This window comes from Geotalea sp. SG265, from assembly GCF_022808985.1.
Classification (GTDB): domain Bacteria; phylum Desulfobacterota; class Desulfuromonadia; order Geobacterales; family Geobacteraceae; genus Geotalea.
Window position 1 is genome coordinate 62,665 of sequence record NZ_JAKZFT010000015.1, and the last position, 18,029, is coordinate 80,693.

The following is an 18,029-nucleotide window of genomic DNA, read 5'->3' on the forward strand; positions in this document are numbered from 1 at the left end:
AGAAGCATGTGCAGAAAAATCTTTGTTGCCGCCACCGGCCAGAACACCGGCAAGACCACCATTAGTCTCTCGCTGGTTCACCTGGCACGGCAGCGATACAAGCGGGTAGGCTTCATCAAGGCCATCGGCCCAAAGTGCCAGCAGTTTAACGACATCGTAGTCGACAAGGATGCGGCGCTGATGGCCCGCGTTTTCGGCATGGAGGAAGACATCCACCTCATGTCGCCGGTTGTCCTTGGCAGGGGCTCCACCAAGCGCTTTCTCGATGGGCAGTTGACCACCGCCGAGCTGGAAGGGAAGCTGCGTCACGCTTTTCATGAGATGGAACGGAAATACGATTTTTTAGTCATCGAAGGGGCCGGCCACGGGGGGGTCGGCTCTGTCGTGGGACTGAGCAACGGCCGGGTGGCTAGCCTCTGTGGCGCGCCGGTGATCATGGTCAGCGGTGGCGGCATCGGCAACGTCATCGATTCGGTCCTGCTCAACCTCCCCCTGTACCAGGCCGAGGGGTGTCCGGTGCGAGCGCTCATGGTCAATAAACTGTTGCAGGACAAGCGGGAGGCCTCCCTGGGGTACCTACAGAAGGCCTTCTCCCCTCTTCCCCTGCCGGTGATGGCGGGATTCGACTACTCGCCGATCCTGGCCAACCCCACCCTCAATCACATCGCCCGGCTCCTGGATCACCCCCTCAACGGTGACCCAAGCGCACGCAGCCGCATCGTCCACCATGTCCAGCTGGGGGCAGCCTCTTCCCAGAAGGTCATCGACCTGCTGGAGGAATCGACCCTGCTCATCACCACCAGTTCCCGGGATGAGCTGATCGTCACCATCTCCTCCCTCTACCACATTCCCGCCTATCGGGAGAAGATCGCCGGGCTGGTCATCCCGGGACAGGCGCCGGTCTCAAACGTTACCCAGAAGATCCTCGATGCAAGCGGCATCCCCTACATCCGCATCTTCCAGTCAACGGCCGATGTCTTTTCCACCATTACCGGCCATATCTCCAAGATCAGCGTGGAGGATGAGGAAAAAATCCAGCTGATATGCTCCTCCGCGGAACGAACCATTGACTTCGAAGGGATCGAGCGGATTGCGCTGGAAGAGGCAACGCCAAGTCAGGGATTGGGAAGGGAAGCCTTAGATTACTTTCATAACGATCATGGTCACGTCATCTTCCAGGGCCGTTGTCCCCGCAAAGGCAGCAACCTCGTGGAGGATACCGCCAATGACCTCCTCCGCTGGTCTGGAACTGATTGCTGAAACGGTACTGCACAGTCTGCCGAAACCGAAGAGCTCTCCGGCACTGTTTTGGGCTTCGGTAATACCGTCCGTGTAAAGGACCAGCAGATCCCCCGGCTCCATCTGCAGCTCCTTTTCCTCATAGCTTTCTTTTTTCCTGACGCCGAGGATCAGCCCCTCCGCATCCAGTTTCCGGCAGGAGATCTCCGAGGGGCGCAACAGCAATGGAGAGACGTGGCCCGCGTTGGCATAGGAGAGCAGCCGCCGCACCGGGTCGTAGCTGACGTAGAAGAGGGTAATGAAAAGACCGGACCGGTTCAGGTCGTCGTAAAGGATATCGTTGAGATAGGCGAGGACCTCACCGGTGCCGGTGGAGGCACCGAGCCGGGCGCGAAGCATGGAGCGCGCCTCTGCGGTCATCAATGCCGCACCGATGCTGTGCCCCGAGACATCGGCCACCACCAGGTCGAGCATTCCCGTCTCCCGCAGGTAATAATCATAGTAATCACCCCCCACGTGGGTCGCCGGAAGGCAGGTGCCGGCCAGCTGCACCCCAGGCACCTGTGGAGGGGCGTCGGGCAACAGGGAAAGCTGGATCTGCCGTGCCAGCTCCATATCGCGCAGCATGCGGGAATTCTCCAGCATAACCTTCTCGGCCCGCAGCCGCTCGGTGATGTCACGGGCCACCGCCACGCCATAACTGGTCCTGTGAAGGCTGACGATCCTGATAGTGATCTCTGCCGGGAAATCCCCTCCGGAGCACCGATACAGCCGGGTCATGATAGTGTCCTTATCCCGACCCTCGGCGATGCCCGCCGTGGACAAACGCCTGATGCGCAGCACGTCTTCCTCCGGCAGGACATCGTTGAGGTTCATGGAAAGGAACTTTTCCCGGGGGCAATCCAGTTGGCGGCAGGCGGATTCATTGACGTCGACAATGGCAAACGAAGGGACACGGAAGAGGACGATACAGTCGTTGCTCTCGTCCAGAAGCGAGCGGAAGCGTTCCAGTTCGTCCAGCTTCTGCTGTAGCTCCGGATAGTAGGTCTTGCGCAGGGAGCGCTCCCCGAGGCCGATGATCTTTTCCCGCCGGGCATCCCAGTCCTCATCATCGGAAGGCTTTGTCATAGATCTCCTCCAGATCGTGGCGGGTCATCTGGCGCGGATTTGTGAAGATGCACGGGTCCTCTATGGCTTTGCCGGCCAGCGCGGGAATATCGCCGCGAGTTACCCCCAGCTGCTCCAGCGAGTGTGCTATGCCCGCCTCCCGGACCAGTTGCATGAGGAAGGAGGTCAGGGCATTTTTGCACCTCTCGGGAGGCATCCCCGCGGTATCCAGTCCCATTGACCGGGCCACCTCCCCGTATCGCGCGGCAGCGGTTTCGAAATTGAAGTCGATGACGTGGGGCAGGAGGATGGCATTGCATTCGCCGTGGGAGCTTCCCAGATAGCCACCGAGGCTGTGGGCCATTGCATGCACCGCTCCCAGGCTCGCATTGGAAAAAGCCAGCCCCGCCTGGAGGCTTGCCAGCATGATTCTGCCGCGCAGCACCATGTTCTCCGGTTCTTTCAGGGTCTGCAGAAGGTTTGCCGCCACCAGCCGCATTGCTTGGAGCGCATGAACGTCGGTGATGGGCGAGTGAGCGGTGGAAACGAATGCCTCGATGGAATGGCAAAGGGCATCCATGGCGGTGCAGGCGGTCAAATCCGCCGGCATGGTGGTGGTAACGACCGGATCGATGAGTGCCGCGTCGGGAACGAGTGTCTTGCTGATGATGGCAATCTTCACCCTTTTTTCCACATGGGTGATTATTGCAAACTGGGAGACATCGGCACCAGACCCGGCGGTAGTAGGGATACAGATCAGGGGCGGGCTGGGAAGGTCCACGTTGTCCACCCCTTCGAAATCCAGGATGTTGCGGCGGTTGGAGATGACGATGCCGATCCCCTTGGCGCAGTCGATGGGGCTTCCGCCTCCCACGGCGAGAATGGTGTTGCAGCCGGATGAACGATACATCTCTGCCCCGGCCATGACCTCCTCTGATTTGGGATTGGGGGTGACGGCAGAAAAAACAGTGTAATCGAGTTCTGCTCCCTTGAGGTCCCTGAGTATCTCCTCGGTCCAGCCGGCGGCGATGACTCCTGGATCTGTCACCATCAGCACCTTGCGTGCGCCGAAGTTTCGCGCGTACCTGGCGGCAAGCTTTCGCGCATCGATGCCGAAGATGAACTCCGGGGCCACGAACTTGCGCAACTGGAACTCGGTAGGCTCAAACGGCATGGTCTTTCACCCCCGAAACTTTTGCGGTAAAGGCACTTACATTTTAACAAATGTCCGGGAAAAAGCAGGGACCACCGCAGGGGAAACCCTTTCCGTCAACAGGCGAAAGCTTGCCGTAGCCTCTGCCCCGCCGGGACAAATTGTCGTTGACAATGACACCGGCAAAAGCAGATAATTCATTAAAAAATAACGCTTTCCTCCATTTTTAGAGGTCCGACAGATGGCACCCCAAAAGCTTTTGGCAATGCAAAAATCCTGGAATCGGTACATGGAAAGCAACCATCTGGATGTGCAGTTGTTGCGCCCGGAGGTTGCCAGTTCCTGGGAGCGCTGTCGTAACCTCAATGTCAACCCATTCCAGGAAGCCGATGGGTACGTGAACCAGCTGGAACTGCGGGAACGCCTCTATCGGAAGCAACACCTGCTCAAGGTGGCCCGGCCGTTCATGGATAACCTTTACAACTTCGTCAAGGGCTCCGGCTTTCAGGTCGTGCTCACCGACGAGCACGGTTTCCTGCTGGAGGTGCTCGGCGACAACGATATCGTCACCCGTACCAGGCACGTATTGCTCTGCCCCGGCGGCAACTGGAGCGAGTCCCAGCAGGGAACAAATGCCATCGGCACCGCCATCGTCGAAAAAAAGCCGGTGCAGATCTATGCCTGGGAACACTACTGCCAGTCCAACCATTTCCTTACCTGCTCCGCCGCCCCCATCTTCAGCCCGGAGGGAGAAATCATCGGCATCCTCGACATCAGCGGCGACTACCGCGTCGCCAATGCCCATACCCTGGGGATGGTCGTTGCGGCAGTCAATGCCATCGAAAACCAGCTCCGCCTGCAGAAGGCCACTGACAAGCTTTACATGGCCTACCGCTACTCGAACACGCTCCTGGAGAACATGTCCGACGGCCTCATCTCCATCAACAACAACGGCATCGTCACCGAGATGAACGCCAAGGCAGGCGAAATCCTGGGATGCAACCCGACCCTGGCCAAGGGGCGGCATGTGGAGCAGATCTACAATGCCCGGCATACCCTTCTGCAGGTCCTCAATGAAGGGACCGAATACGAGGACCGGGAGATCATCATCGAGAATATCGGCCGCAAGATTTACAGCTCCGCCACGCTCCTGCGGGATGACAGCGGCGGCATCATCGGCGCAGTTGCGGTTTTCCGCGAGATGAACAACCGCCAGCCGGTGAAGCGGCCCACCATCCTCCAGTCCCACAGCTATACCTTCGATCATATCATCGGCACGAGCCCGGCCATCACCGCCGCCAAAGAATGGGCCAAAACGGCCGCCGCCAGCCCCTCCACCGTCCTCATCAGGGGAGAAAGCGGCACCGGCAAGGAGCTCTTCGCCCAGGCGATCCACAATGCCAGCCCGCGCTGCGACCGGCAGTTCATCGCCCTCAACTGTGCCGCACTCCCCGAAACCCTCATCGAAAGCGAGCTCTTCGGCTACGAGGAGGGGACCTTCACCGGCGCCAGAAAAGGTGGCCGGGCGGGTAAATTCGAAGTCGCCGACGGGGGTACCATTTTTCTCGATGAAATAGGCGACCTTTCCCCCAACGTCCAGGCAAAGCTTTTGCGGGTCATCCAGGAAAAGAAGGTGGCGCGGATCGGCTCCTCCAATGAAAGGGGAGTGGACATCCGGATCATTGCCGCCACACATAAGGATTTGAACGAAGAAGTACAGCTGGGCAACTTCCGCCAGGACCTTTACTACCGCCTAAACGTCCTGGAGATCACCATTCCTCCCCTGCGCGATCGGGGTGAGGACCTGCCGGTTCTGGCCACGCACCTGATTGAAAAGACCGCGGCAAAACTGGACCGGAAAGTCCCCACCGTCGAAAGCGGAGTAATGGAGAAGCTGCAGGCCTATGGCTGGCCCGGCAATATCAGGGAATTGGAGAACGTCATCGAGCGGGCGGTGATCCGGGCCGGGAGCGAGGGTGCCCTCACCCGTGAGCTCTTTCAGCTGCAGGCCGAAGCGGTGGTGAAGACGGAACCGGCACAAGTGGCGGTCAAGGAAATCAAGTCTCTGCGCGAGATGGAATGCGAGATGATCGTGGAAGCACTGGCCTTTTTCGACGGTAATATCCAGAAGGCCGCGGCAAAACTCGGTATCGGCCGCAACACCCTCTATCGCAAGATGAAGGAATACGGCATTTCCTCCTGATCTTCCCTTCGATCTATGCAAAAAGAGCCCGTCGGCAATGCCGGCGGGCTCTTTTTTGATGTTCCGTTGAAAACTGACAAGGTTTTCGAAGGAATTATTTTACTTCCTTCAATTCATTGATGTCTTTTTTGGTCTGCTCCTTCGCTTCCTTCACATCCTTGACCGTCTGCTCTTTTTTCTTTTTCAGGGCTCCGACCCGCTCCTGCTTTTTCTTTTTTGCCGCATCGATCTGCTCCTGACGCTTCTTCTTCGCCTCGGCCGACTTTTCGTCCTGCTTCTTCTTGGCATCCTTCAGGTCCGCTTCCTTCTGCTTAGCCTTGTCGGTCAGCTCCGTCTTTTTCGCCTTCAGATCCGCTTCCTGTTTCTTGGCCTTTTCGGTCGCCTCGGCATGTTTTGTCTTGAGATCCGCCTTTTGTTTGGCGGCCTTCTCTTTGAGAGCCTGCTCCTTCTTCATCAGCTCTCCGGTAGGTGAAAAGCCTTCATTGGGCTCGGCTGCAGAAGCGACCCCAGCCAGGGCCAGCAGGGTCAACCCGGCGGTAACGACAACAAACTTTTTCATAGATCCTCCTTCGTACATGGAATAGAAATAAAACCGGCCCAATGATACCACCACAGCCGCCAGAGTCAAGTGGGCGGCGGATGTTGCTTTATGGCCGGCAGTGGTAATAATTGAAGGGATGCCATTGCCCGCAACGGAGGAAATCTTTCCATGTCGGCCGCCTCCTTGACCTTCCCGACGATAAAATCCACATGCACGTTCATCCCGCAGATCGCTCTGTTCCTTTGTTTCCTCATGTTGCCGGTGCAGGCACACGGAGAGATCGATCCCGAACGGCGGACCAACCTGGAAGTGGGCGGAGCTGGACCGTTGAACAGCAGCGGCCCCTTGGGGGGTTACGGTATGCTCCTGATCAACCGGCCCCATTTTCGCGACCCGGATACTTATGTCCTTGCCATCGTTTCCCCATACCTGTTCGGCGAAGCGATTCGGGATAAATGGCCGTCAGAGGGGCATGCAGTGGGCTTCAGCCTCGGTGGCGGCTTCCTCGCCAACAACTTCGATCAGATCCGTAACGGCAGGTTCCAGCGAAGCGAGTCGTTCAGAGGGGACGGCGGCGACGCAGCCCTCTCCTACTATTTGCGCCCTCCTCCCATCGCCGGCGAGCTACCTGTTGACGGCATTCTCCGCTTCGGTACCCGCTATGCGCTCTACCAGCGCGGCAGCGCTACCGATCCCGATTTCCGCCTCCCCGCCGACACTTTTATTCATACGGCACGGGTCGGGATACGGGTGGGGGGTGTGCCACCGGAACTGCTGCCGGAAAAGGCTCTGGAATTATCCTTGTGGCATGAGGTCGATTATCGGGTCAAAACAGGGACCTACGGGTTGCCAGGGCGGGTAAGGGAAACGGAGCATCTGACCCAGCAAAGCTGGGCCAGGCTTGGTGGGATCATGCCGACTTGGGGGAACCAGAGTGCCTCGGTGATGATAAGCGCCGGCACGTCCGGCAAAAGCGACGAGCTGTCCTGTTACCGCATGGGGAGCGGGTTGCGTTTTCAGAACGAATTTCCCTACATCCTCCATGGCTACTATTTCCAGGAGGTATTTGCCCGCAGCTTCTTCCTGCTCAACACCTCCTACCGGCTCACGCCCATTCCGGACATTAAGCGGCTCCAGCTGCAATTGAACTACGACTACGCCCTGGTCCGCTACCTGTCCGGCCATGAACTGCCGCGCAACAGCCTCAACGGCCTCGGCCTCGACTTGATCCTCCTGCTGAAAAATGGCATCACCCTCACCGTGGGTTACGGCTTTGGGGCCGATGCACTGCGGCGAGGCAGGTTCGACGGCCACCAACTCAACATGATGTTCGAATGGAAAATGTAGGCCGCGTCAGTTGTTGTCCAGTATCTCCCGCACCTTGGTCAGCAGACGGTTGGGGGATAAAGGCTTGGCCAGAAGGTTGAGCCCTTCGGCAATATCGTCACCGTTTAGGATATCCGCCGTGTAACCGCTGATAAAGATCACCTTCATCCCGGGTTTCAGCTTTTCGATCTCGCCATAAGCCTCTTTACCATTTTTCTTCGGCATCATCACGTCCATGAGGATCAGGTCGATAGTGTCCCGGTTCTTTTCGAAGGTTTCCACGCAGTCCAGGCCGTCGAGAGCCGTAACGACCCGGTAGCCGTATCCCTGGAGCACATCCACCAGCAGCGCCTTCACTTCGGAATTATCTTCCGCAACGAGTATCGTCTCCGTACCCCCTTGTGCCTTCAGCTGCGTTTCCTCTTTCCGTTCCACCGTATTGCCCGAGGTAAGGGGAAAGTAGATACGGAAGATGGTGCCTCTCCCTTTCGCGCTCTCGACGGTTATGTACCCGCCGTTTTGCTTGACGATGCCGTAAACAATGGAGAGACCGAGCCCGGTGCCGTTACCGGCAGACTTGGTGGTGAAGAACGGCTCGAAGATCTTTTCACAGGTCCTGTCGTCCATACCAGCACCGGTATCGGCTACGCTGAGGAGGGCAAAGGCTCCCGCGTTGCCAAAACCGTGACTCTCGATGAATTCCTTATCGATCTCAGTTGCTGCCGTACTGATCGACAATCGTCCTTTGCCCGACATGGCGTCCCTGGCATTGGTCGCCAGGTTCATCAGCACCTGCTCGATCTGTCCCGTGTCGGCAACGATGGCAAGAGGCCTCTCGTTCAGCGTCGTGATCAGTTCGATGTCCTCGCCGATAAGACGGGTCAGAAAGCCCCCCACCTGGCGAACCACCTTGTTCAGTTCCATGGCCTGAGGGTTGGAGGGAGTCTTGTGGCTGTATTCCAGAAGGCTTTGTGTCAGCCCCGCCGCCCGTTCCGCCGCAGTCATGATCTGCTTGATGTTCTGCATCAGGGGCGCATCCCGATCGAGCTGCATTTGGGAGAGATGGCAATAGCCGATGATCGCCGTCAGCATGTTGTTGAAATCGTGAGCCACCTTGCCGGTCAAGGTACCGATTGCCTCCATCTTCTGGGCATGGCGCAGCTGCCCCTCCATCTTTCTTTCGTCGGTGATGTCCCGGAAACTGGAAACCCTGCCGACAATGATGTCGCCGATACGTTGCGGACGGCAGAACCGCTCGATGATTCTCCCATCCTTGAATTCCAGAAGATCGTGGATATCCCGCTCCACATCCTCCTGCACTGCCGGGACGAAGCTTTGGTGGTTCTTCAACTGCCCATGCAGGTTGTCAATGATCAGGAAGTAATCACGGGTTTCCAGGATAGGAACGGGAACATGAAGCATCTGGACGAATTTTTGATTGTAACTAACGATCCTGCCGTTCAGGTCCACTACGAGAATGCCGTCGGCGGTTGCCTCCAGGGTGGCGGTGAGACGGGAAAGAGCCTCGCGAAGCTCGCTTTCGCTACGTTTCAGTGAGGTAACCTCTTCCACCGATTCGATGACGCCGGTTATGGCGCCTGCTTCATCTTTGAAGGGGGACGAGACGATGCGGAAGTGACGTGCTTCCCCCAGCCAGTTGTTCTGCACGATGGCCTCGTGGATCTCGCCGTCGGCCAGGGTAAGAATGGTCGGACATCCCGGGCAGGTGCTTTCCCGGGGAGGATTGTTGAATGACTGGTAGCAAAGGGGACGAGTTGTTTCGTCAAGGTCCGGGTACCACCGGTGGCTTTGCCGGTTCGCCGAGAGCACTTCCATCCGGGGGCTGAGGAGAGTGACGCCGACGGTGACGTTGTCGGCCAGGGTGCGATACTTTTCCTCTGAGCCGGCAAGGTTTTCCAGCATCCTGTTGCGGCAGGTGATGTCGCGCAGGAAGGCGAAGAAGCGCCCATCCGCCGACGGCAGGTAGTTGGCGCTGATTTCCACGTCAAAGGTGCTGCCGTCCTTGCGCCGGTGCCTGGTCTCGAAGGGGGTCCTGCCGGGACGCCTGATGTCTTGCATCCGGACGTGGATTTCCTCGTCCGTCATGGCCGCTTCCACGTCTCGAATCTCCATGTTCAGGAGCTCTTCACGGCTATAGCCGCTCATCCGGCAATAGGTATCGTTGATGTCGATGAATTTGCCCCGTTCATCGTTGATCCAGAAGCCGTCCATGGCGGTGCGGATAATGGCCTGGTACTCCGCTTCGACCCTTTTGACCTCGGTGAGGTCGCGGACGATCGCCAGGTAGATCCATTCGTCCCCCACCTTCACTCTGCTGACGGAAATATCCAAGGGAATTTCCCGGCCGTCCCTCCGCCGCCCTACCCGTTCCCGGTTGTGGTCGGCACTGCCTTTGTCCGCGAAGGACAATCCCACCTCTGCCTTGGGCAGGCACCCATTTTCCACGAGCAGGTGCAGATTGGTGCCGATCACCTCGCCGGCTCTGTAGCCGAAAATCTTTTCGGCGGCAACATTGAACGATCTGATGATATTTTCTTCATCGAACAGCACTACACCGTCAACCACGCCGCCCAGGACGTTTTCAGTCACGGAACCCAGGGCCAGGGCCATTCTTTTGTAGGGGCGGAAAATGAGCCGGTAAAGAAAAGGAGCGCAAAGAATCGTCAAGAGGGTCGCATCCATGACGTTGGTCAGCGTGGAATCCTTTCCCGGCAGCAGAAAGGGAAAGGAAAACATCAGCACCATTTCCACGAAAAATAAGACCAGCAGGAGAATGATCAGGGATCGTACGGGGGATGGGGCGGGAGCAGCAGGAAAGCATAAATCCGAATTACTATTGCTATTCATGGTCACAACTTACTCCCGCAAGCGGTCTGTTACAACGTAAAACACATTAATTTATCGGCAGCAAAATATAATTACTTGAATGTTGCGACAAGACCTTTATACGGTAAACCAGAAGGTGGCGCCCTGGCCAGGTGCCCCCTCCGCCCAAATCCTGCCGCCATGGCGCCGGATGATCCGCTCCACCGTGGCGAGCCCAATGCCGTGTCCCTTGAATCTGTCGGCACCGGCCAGCCGCTGGAAAGGCACAAAGATCTTTTCCGCATCGTCCATCTTGAAGCCAGGGCCGTTGTCACGAACAAAGCAGGCGGGTTTTCCGCTGACGTCAGCAACACCGAATTCGATCCGTGCCTCCTGCCTTTTCATGGTGTATTTCCAGGCGTTGCCGAGGAGATTTTCCAGGACCACCCGCAGCAGCTTGGCGTCGCCGTTGACGGTGACTCCTCCCTCGATCACGAAGGCAACCCGGCGCTCCGGAGCAGTCAGGTTCAATTCTGCGGCCACTTCGCTGGCGATGGCGCTCAGATCGACCACATCCCGGGAGACCTCGTTGCGGGTGACAACAGAGAGCTTGAGGATGGCATCGATAAGCTCGTTCATCTGCAGGGTCTCGTCGAAAATCTCCCGGAGATAGCCTTGGCACACGTCGTTCAAACCGCTGCCGCACAACTCCCTGATGAGCTGGCTATAGCCGTTGATCACGGTCAGGGGCTTGCGCAGGTCATGGGAAACGCTGTAGCTGAATGACTCCAGTTCCCGGTTGGCATTCTCCAGCGCGAATGCCCGTGCAGCCAGATCGGTATGCAGCCGTTCTATCTCCTCCAGGTCATGCTTGCGCTCCGTTACGTCGATCACCACCGCCAACGAACGCACTACCTTCCCCTCCTCGTTCCGTTCAGCGATGGCAGACAGGAGCACATGGATGATCTCGCCGTTCTTCTTCACGAACTGGTACGGCACCTCCTTGCAGACACCGGTCCGCAGGAATTCGGGGATGACAATGTCTTCGGCATAGCGCCGGCACCCTTCTGTGAGAAAGTCGGTGGTCCTCCGGCCTAGCACTTCGTCCCTTTCGTACCCCATTGTGTCGAGCCAACAATTGCTGACGCTGACCAGCCGCCCCTCCTGGTCGATGGAGTGGAGCATTACCGGAGTCTCGTTGTAGAGGCGTCGATAGCGCTCTTCACTTCGGCGCAGTTTTTCCTCGGCCCTTTTCCTGGCGCCGATATCGGTGGTCAGGGACAGGAGGCACCGCTGGCCGCCGATGACGATGACCTCGGCAGAGAAGAGGCTGTAGATGATAGCCCCTGACTTCTGTCGGAAGCGCAACTCCAGGTTCCGTACCTTCTCGCCTCTGGTAAGCATCTGCAACACCCTGTCCCGCTCTTCCGGCTTCTCCCAGGTATCAAGTTCTGCGGCAGAGCGGCCGATGACCTCGCCCCGCCCGTAGCCCATGGCCTTTTCGAACGCCTCGTTGACCTCCAGGTACCGCCCCTCCTCAAGGGTTGAAATGGCAATAACGCTGGGCATAGCCTGAAAGGCCAGGGAGAATTTCTCCTTCTCCTCCTGCAGGGCCTCCTCGGCCCGTTTCTGCTGGGCCATGCTCGCCTGATTGGCCGTCTGCTGCTCCTCCAGGGACTTGACCATGCTGTTGTACGCCCGTGCCATAATGCCGATTTCATCCCCCGACTCGATGAAGAACGGCTTGAACCGACCCGAATCCTGTGGGAACGATTCCACATGGCGGGTAAACGCGACCAGCGGTGCCGTCAGCCATCGCATCAGCAGCCAGGTAATGGGCAGGATGGCAATACTCAGTCCCGCGACGACCAGCAGTAAATACCGCTTTGCGGCTTTCAGCGGGGCATAGGCTTCGGCGGCAGGGTAGCTTGCCACCAGAATCCAGCCGGTGGTCTGCAGGTGCCGAACCGACGAAATGACCCGTATTCCTTGGGAATTGACGGCCTCATCACTGCCGTCGAATCCGGTCAGCGCCTTCTCGTAGATGGAGTTTGCCCCCTGGGGAAGCTCCCTGGTCATGATTCTGCGCCGGTCGGAATGGACGATAACGGTCCGGTCACGGTCAGTCAGGTAGAAAGAACTGGCGTCGCCATACCGGGTATGGGCAATATCCTCCAGGAAGTTACTCCCCCAAAGATCGAAGCTGCCGCCGAGAATCGCCGTCAAGCGCCCCTGGCGGTCGAAGATGGGCGCGGAAAAGACGATGGCAGGATGTCCAGGGGTGTGGAGCGAAAGGTAGGGCCTGGAAATGAAGGGCTTACCCGTAGCCAGCGTCTGGCGGAAGAACTCGAAGGATGCCAGGTCCAGCCCCCGCCGACGTGGTAGAAAGGGGCTTTCGGCAATGAGTTTCCCCTCGCGGGAGAGGAGGAAGAGACCGTTGTCGAAGACGGAGAGGAGTGAAATGCGGGCATCGAGAAAATGCTGCGCCCGCTCGGCATCATTGAGGGCATCCGGCGGCATCTGTCGTGCCGAAGCAATCAAAGCGTTATGGGCCAGGCGAAGCTTGTCGTCGATGCTTGCCGCCAGCGAGGAAACCAGGAGGAACTGCTGGTTGCTGATGGCCTTCTTCAGCGACTGTTCCTGGTACGAGTTGGCCATCCAGCCCAGCAGAAAGATGACCGGCACGAACAGGAGCGAAACGGCCAACGCCATCTTGATTTTCATGCTGAGGTTTTTCATGGTGCATCGCCTCCCGGTGCGCGTGGATATTCGGCAGGAAGGAGTATAGCAGAAGTAGCTATTAAAACAATGTTCCATTGTACGAGCAGGACACTTGATGAGCTCGCCCTTTCTTTCCTCAAGTCTGGCCGATTTGCCTCCGATTATAGTAGAAGCCCCTCAATAACCCATACAGCGAATATTTTGCCGGAGCCTGTCAGATGAAATCGATCAAACTCCTCGTGGTCTCCAGTGAAGGAGAAGCAATGGACGCCTATCGGCAGGCGCTCGATCAAGCCGGCGTCAGCTACGATGCAGCCACCTCCTTTCATCTCCTGTCGGACATGGTCCGCGAAGAAGCGTATAACGGCATCATTATCGACATGCTGACTCTGGTGCGCGCTGGAAAAGACGAAAAAAAACTGGCCTACGAGCTGATGAATTTCTTCCCCACCACCCATATCAAATGGGACACGCGAACCAAGGTCATCAGCCTTTCCATGCTGGGGGAAATGTCGCCGCCGGAAGCGATCACCGCCCTGAACAGGTTCATCGATGAAAGATGCAGGCCCATCGGGGCGCGAAGGCTGCGGATGCATCCCCGGAGGGACGTCGCCCTGCAGATACAGCTGTCCACGGACCCGGGCTTCCCTGAAGCCGGCACCGACCGGACATTCACCGTCAATATTTCCAGGGAAGGCTGTTTTCTGCACACGACCCGTCCAGTGGAAACCGGTGACACAGTATGGCTGAAGATACAGGGAATGGCCGATCAGACCCCCATCAAGGGGACCGTCTGCTGGAAGGTGGAGTGGGGGGAAAAACTTGTCGTGCCGGGCATCGGCGTGCACTTCGATGAGATAGGCCCACTGCAGCTGGCGGCACTGGCAAAGCTCCTGCAGGAGATCCCGGCAAGAGACGTCGTCCCACCCCCCAGCCCGAAGTAGAGGGAAGTAAATAATTTCATAGCCGCTGCGACCGTCTCACCTCTTGCCCCACAAGGGATCGTCGGCAAACCGCACCATCATTCTTGCCTCAGGGTTTTGCTCGTAGAACTCCTCTTCGGCAAAGGAGAAACGGTACTCCACTACATACTCCTGCAAGACGCCGTAAGCGGCATTCACCTTGCGAATCATCTCCGGATCGCCGCCATTGCCGGTGTCAGGGTGGTGAAGTCTCACCAACTCCCGGTGCCGGGCCTTGATCTGCTTGAGGGTCGCTCGCCCACCCAGTCCCAGGATATCCAGCGCCGCTTGTAGATCTTGATAGGTCATGGGTTTGCAGTTCCGTGTTGATGAGTTTACTTCCAGATGGCACTCTAGCTGACGAAAGAGTTGTTGAGGGGGAATTACCTGAAAAGAAGAAGCTGTGCTGATTGCGGAGGCAGTTACTGATGATTGACCGTATCGCCCTCCGTCAGGCCTGGTTTGTAGGTCCAGCTGTCCGTGTTGTTGACCGAACGGACCGCCACAACACCAAAGCCGTCTGTATCCGTATGGATATCAAGTTTGACTTTCATATCCGGATCTATCCAGTCGTCGAAGATAAGATCCCTGATGGCACAGCGTGGCTCATCCAGGAGGGCAAGGGCGGCAGCGCAGGTCATGCCTGTTTCCCCACGGGATCGCCTCATGTACCGGTTCCGATTGCCTTCGCACAATGGCGCCACTTTTTTTGCAATACGGCAATCTTCCGGCACACCATACCGGCCTTTCACGTCCCGAACCTGCACATGGTTAGGAAAGGAACCGGTATTGGTCACATAGATGCTTATGGTGCGGCGATATCCTTCCTGGGCAAAGACAGGCATAACCAGAAGGAGAAGAACCGGCAAAAATATAAATCTCATCATCTCTCCGGTTGCGCTGCAGATCGTTCAGCACCTTTCCATTGTACCATGAATGGCGACATTGATCAGGGTGCTCGATCAGGAGTACGCCAGCTCCAACAATGAGTGGCAATGAGTGGGGTGGATTCAAATTGCAAGTGCACCACGTGAATTTTGAATCCACCCCTTGAATGAGCCGACCTCATTTTTTCGACCAAGGATGCGGCCAGAAAACCCAGCTTGATGAGCTTCTTAGTTTCCTATCTTCGTCGGTTTGAAAAGCGTGCCTGATCTGCTCGGGATCGAAGGGCAGGACTGACTCGCCCTTCATAGCAATAATGTAGTTAGGATAAATAACAAGCAAGTGTTCGAACCGTTTGCCGTCATTAAGCTCAACGCTTACGAACGCAGCATCTTGTTTGAATTCTTCGAAAGGCCCATCTCGTTGTATAACCTCTGTCGGAATTTCTAGGTATCTCTGCTCTTGCATCATCTAACATTTCCTCAAACGCTCAACGGCTCGGGCGGTGACCGGCGCAGGTTTATCGCGACCGGTCCACTGTCCATGTTGGTGATCAGTTTGTCCTTGCATGATGCGGGAAAGGGGTACGTCTCCCACTTGCAGGGCGAGATGGATATGGTTCGTCATCAGGCAAAACGCATGAACACGAAACTGGTAGCGCTCAACTCCTTCCTGGAGAATGAGATAAAAGCAACTCCTGTCTTCATTGGCAAAAAATACCTTCTAACGTGCGTTGCCTCTAAGTATCACGTGATAGAGCGCGCCAGGGTAATGTAGTCGTGGTTTACGTCCCATAACTTAAAAATTACCAGCTACATAATTGCAGACACTAATTACTTCAAGGAGCTTTTGAAAGAACTACTCTATCCTCGAAAGTCTTTTCTTTGCTTGCCTTCGTAACAACACTGAATGTTCCTGACAAGGTATTACTTTGTAATATTCCTTTAAAAATCCACAGAGATTCATTGGTATAGTATGCCGTTTTAAAGGATAACATCCCTGTCTTTGAATTGTATTTAACATCTCCTATTTTCTTTTTCTCAGCTGTGCAGTTGCCTTCGTATACTGCAAGCTGACCGTACAAAGAGTCATCTTTTTTGAAAAGCCACAGTTCGTACCCACCACAATCACCTGTTTCTCCATTGACAGTAAAATTTGAGAACAGGCCAATATTTTGATTTTTTGAGGCATCGGAGGAATGTGATCCAGCTATTAGTGGCTTTGCTGAGAAAAAAGGCAAAACGAAGAGCGTAAATATATAAATCACTTTTCTCAAAAGTCATCCCTTCTGCTGCGCAACGAGCCTGGCGCCTATGCCGCTAGACCGCACCAGTACCTTGTTGTACTGTGAAACTATTACGGCTGCCAAAATACGGATTTGATAATCCAATGATTTAATATTCTAGGTGGTGGCATTTCTCCATCAAAGCTGTTACCTTTCTTTGAAACAAACTGGTACCCAACATGCTGTGAGCCTGGAGCAAGGCAAAATACCGTACCTGAGAGTTCCTCTTCGCCGGCAACACATTCAGCACGGCGACCTCTGTAGACTTCCTTATAAGTCTGACCTGTTCTATGCCCTAGACTATTTATCACCCGATCTTTTTCAACTACAATGCTATAAATCCGTTTGCGCTCACTGTCAGGGTTGATCGTGAAAAGCAGTCCTTTTTTGTCTGAAACTTCAAGAATGGGAAATTCCTCCCCTTCAGTCGTTGACGTGGCTTTAGCTACGTAGAGGCATAGTTGGTGTCAGGCTTGGAGGCATAGTTGGTGTCAGAGGCATAGTTGGCATAGTTGGGGCATAGTTGGGGGGCATAGTTGGTGTCAGGCTTGCAATTGTGCAAGTTGCTGCGATAATTCCCGAACTTGTTCCGCTATCTGCGGGTCTCGCTTCTCCCGGGCTCGTATTCTCTCTGCCGCAGAACTCAGCGTCGAGACATCCCGTTTCACCTTCCCCGCTAATTCTGTCAACGTGCAAATTCCCCTGTCTGTTGCCAGTTTCGCTGCTACTCCCCTTGCCGTCGAAGCTATTCGGCTTCCCCCTGCCAAATCCTGCAGTGATGCTAAGTTGTAGCGCAAGCAGATCATTTCCAGGAATTTATCCACCGGTACCACCCGTCCCGACCGTCGCTCGGCTTCATCAAGCACCTTGTCTGCAAAGGTGTCATCTCCCAAAAGCCTGCTGTCTGCCTCCATGCCGCTATGGAATTCAGCCCGATGCCCATCTGCAATACCGTCAGCGACAAATTGGCAAAACTTCTCACAAGCATCTGATGCGGTTTGGCATAAGCAGCCCAATGCAAACTCAGTGGTAAGCCAGCCAATGGATTCTTTTCCGCAATAAGCCCTATGACTGCTCCAAGGATATTCGCAAGGATCGTCCACCATATCCGCCCGTAAAGGATTAAGATGGATATATCGGACAAGTTCGGCTAGGTAGGCATCTGCATCGACCATCACGGCCTTATAACGGCCCTGGAAGAGATGGCCGACACGATTTTTCCGCCAGTTCACCCAGCGTGTGTACCGACCAACCAAGCCTTGCATGATGCGGGAAAGAGATACGTCTCCCACTTGCAGGGCGAGATGGATATGGTTCGTCATCAGGCAAAACGCATGAACACGAAACCGGTAGCGCTCCACTCCTTCTTGAAGAAAGAGGTAAAAGCGATTCCTGTCTACATTGGCAAAAAATACCTTCTCACGTGCGTTGCCTCTAAGTATCACGTGATAGAGCGCGCCAGGATAATGTAGCCGTGGTTTACGTCCCATAACTCAAAAATTACCAGCTATTTACATAATTGCAAGCCTGACACCAATTATTCCCTGACACCAATTATTCCCAAGCCTGACACCAATTATTCCCCACAAGCGACGCCGCCGCAAGTTCTCAGTCCAAACTCCTCATTTAAAAAATGATATACACGCATGTATGTGTCCAACGGGGCTGCCGCTGAGCCGCGAGCGTCAGCGAGACGGGCTCGTGCGGCGTGTTATACGTTCCCCTTCATTTTTTCAAGCTGTTGAATCACTTCTGGCACCTTCCCTTGCCCCTCGTGCCCG

Annotated in this window: 13 protein-coding genes and 2 pseudogenes; 4 read left to right on the plus strand and 11 right to left on the minus strand. The window is 56.0% G+C overall.

The genetic code is table 11. The annotated features are described in order from the left end of the window. Positions 1-6 precede the first annotated feature (6 nt). Complete coding sequence (locus tag ML541_RS15550) at positions 7-1,260, plus strand: AAA family ATPase (RefSeq protein ID WP_243374251.1); 1,254 nt, start codon at positions 7-9, stop codon at positions 1,258-1,260. Here ML541_RS15550 and ML541_RS15555 read toward each other — a convergent pair. Both ML541_RS15555 and ercA read right to left on the minus strand, forming a co-directional pair. Continuing rightward, positions 1,204-2,367: pseudogene (locus ML541_RS15555) on the minus strand (SpoIIE family protein phosphatase); the annotation flags it as partial. The gene ML541_RS15550 and the pseudogene ML541_RS15555 sit on opposite strands and share 57 nt — an antisense overlap. Next, positions 2,348-3,520, minus strand: coding sequence for an alcohol dehydrogenase-like regulatory protein ErcA (gene ercA, locus ML541_RS15560; RefSeq protein WP_243374253.1), 1,173 nt, complete (start codon positions 3,518-3,520; stop codon positions 2,348-2,350). The pseudogene ML541_RS15555 and the gene ercA, both read right to left, overlap by 20 nt. A gap of 268 nt (positions 3,521-3,788) precedes the next feature. On the opposite strand from ercA, the gene ML541_RS15565 reads away from it, so the two are divergent. Beyond that, a complete protein-coding gene (locus ML541_RS15565) occupies positions 3,789-5,702 on the plus strand; it encodes a sigma-54-dependent Fis family transcriptional regulator (RefSeq protein WP_243374255.1) in 1,914 nt (637 codons plus the stop codon). Between the two features lie 94 nt (positions 5,703-5,796). On the opposite strand, the gene ML541_RS15570 is transcribed toward ML541_RS15565, so the two are convergent. Next, complete coding sequence (locus ML541_RS15570; protein ID WP_243374257.1) at positions 5,797-6,261, minus strand: hypothetical protein; 465 nt, start codon at positions 6,259-6,261, stop codon at positions 5,797-5,799. 150 nt (positions 6,262-6,411) lie between these two features. Here ML541_RS15570 and ML541_RS15575 point away from each other — a divergent pair, with 150 nt between their 5' ends. After that, on the plus strand, positions 6,412-7,590 hold the full coding sequence (locus tag ML541_RS15575; RefSeq protein ID WP_243374259.1) for a hypothetical protein: 1,179 nt from the start codon (positions 6,412-6,414) through the stop codon (positions 7,588-7,590). Between the two features lie 6 nt (positions 7,591-7,596). On the opposite strand, the gene ML541_RS15580 is transcribed toward ML541_RS15575, so the two are convergent. Then, positions 7,597-10,437, minus strand: coding sequence for a PAS domain S-box protein (locus tag ML541_RS15580; RefSeq protein WP_243374270.1), 2,841 nt, complete (start codon positions 10,435-10,437; stop codon positions 7,597-7,599). A gap of 96 nt (positions 10,438-10,533) precedes the next feature. After that, positions 10,534-13,134: a PAS domain S-box protein gene (locus tag ML541_RS15585; RefSeq protein ID WP_243374261.1), complete on the minus strand. Its 2,601-nt coding sequence runs from the start codon at positions 13,132-13,134 to the stop codon at positions 10,534-10,536. A gap of 200 nt (positions 13,135-13,334) precedes the next feature. On the opposite strand from ML541_RS15585, the gene ML541_RS15590 reads away from it, so the two are divergent. Next, positions 13,335-14,060 carry a PilZ domain-containing protein gene (locus ML541_RS15590; protein ID WP_243374263.1) on the plus strand — a complete coding sequence of 242 codons (726 nt, stop codon included), beginning with the start codon at positions 13,335-13,337 and terminating at the stop codon, positions 14,058-14,060. 36 nt (positions 14,061-14,096) lie between these two features. On the opposite strand, the gene ML541_RS15595 is transcribed toward ML541_RS15590, so the two are convergent. From ML541_RS15595 to ML541_RS15620, 6 genes and pseudogenes are all read right to left on the minus strand, one after another. Further along, positions 14,097-14,387: a J domain-containing protein gene (locus ML541_RS15595; RefSeq protein ID WP_243374264.1), complete on the minus strand. Its 291-nt coding sequence runs from the start codon at positions 14,385-14,387 to the stop codon at positions 14,097-14,099. A 113-nt stretch (positions 14,388-14,500) separates the two neighbouring features. Next, complete coding sequence (locus ML541_RS15600; RefSeq protein ID WP_243374265.1) at positions 14,501-14,962, minus strand: hypothetical protein; 462 nt, start codon at positions 14,960-14,962, stop codon at positions 14,501-14,503. Positions 14,963-15,143: 181 nt separating this feature from the next. After that, a complete protein-coding gene (locus ML541_RS15605) occupies positions 15,144-15,434 on the minus strand; it encodes a hypothetical protein (protein WP_243374266.1) in 291 nt (96 codons plus the stop codon). 93 nt (positions 15,435-15,527) lie between these two features. Continuing rightward, positions 15,528-15,758: pseudogene (locus tag ML541_RS15610) on the minus strand (transposase); the annotation flags it as partial. A 43-nt stretch (positions 15,759-15,801) separates the two neighbouring features. Further along, entirely contained in the window at positions 15,802-16,239 is a 438-nt protein-coding gene (locus ML541_RS15615) for a hypothetical protein (RefSeq protein WP_243374267.1), read from the minus strand. Positions 16,240-16,790: 551 nt separating this feature from the next. Further along, positions 16,791-17,738 carry a transposase gene (locus ML541_RS15620; RefSeq protein WP_243374268.1) on the minus strand — a complete coding sequence of 316 codons (948 nt, stop codon included), beginning with the start codon at positions 17,736-17,738 and terminating at the stop codon, positions 16,791-16,793. Between the last annotated feature and the right edge of the window lie 291 nt (positions 17,739-18,029).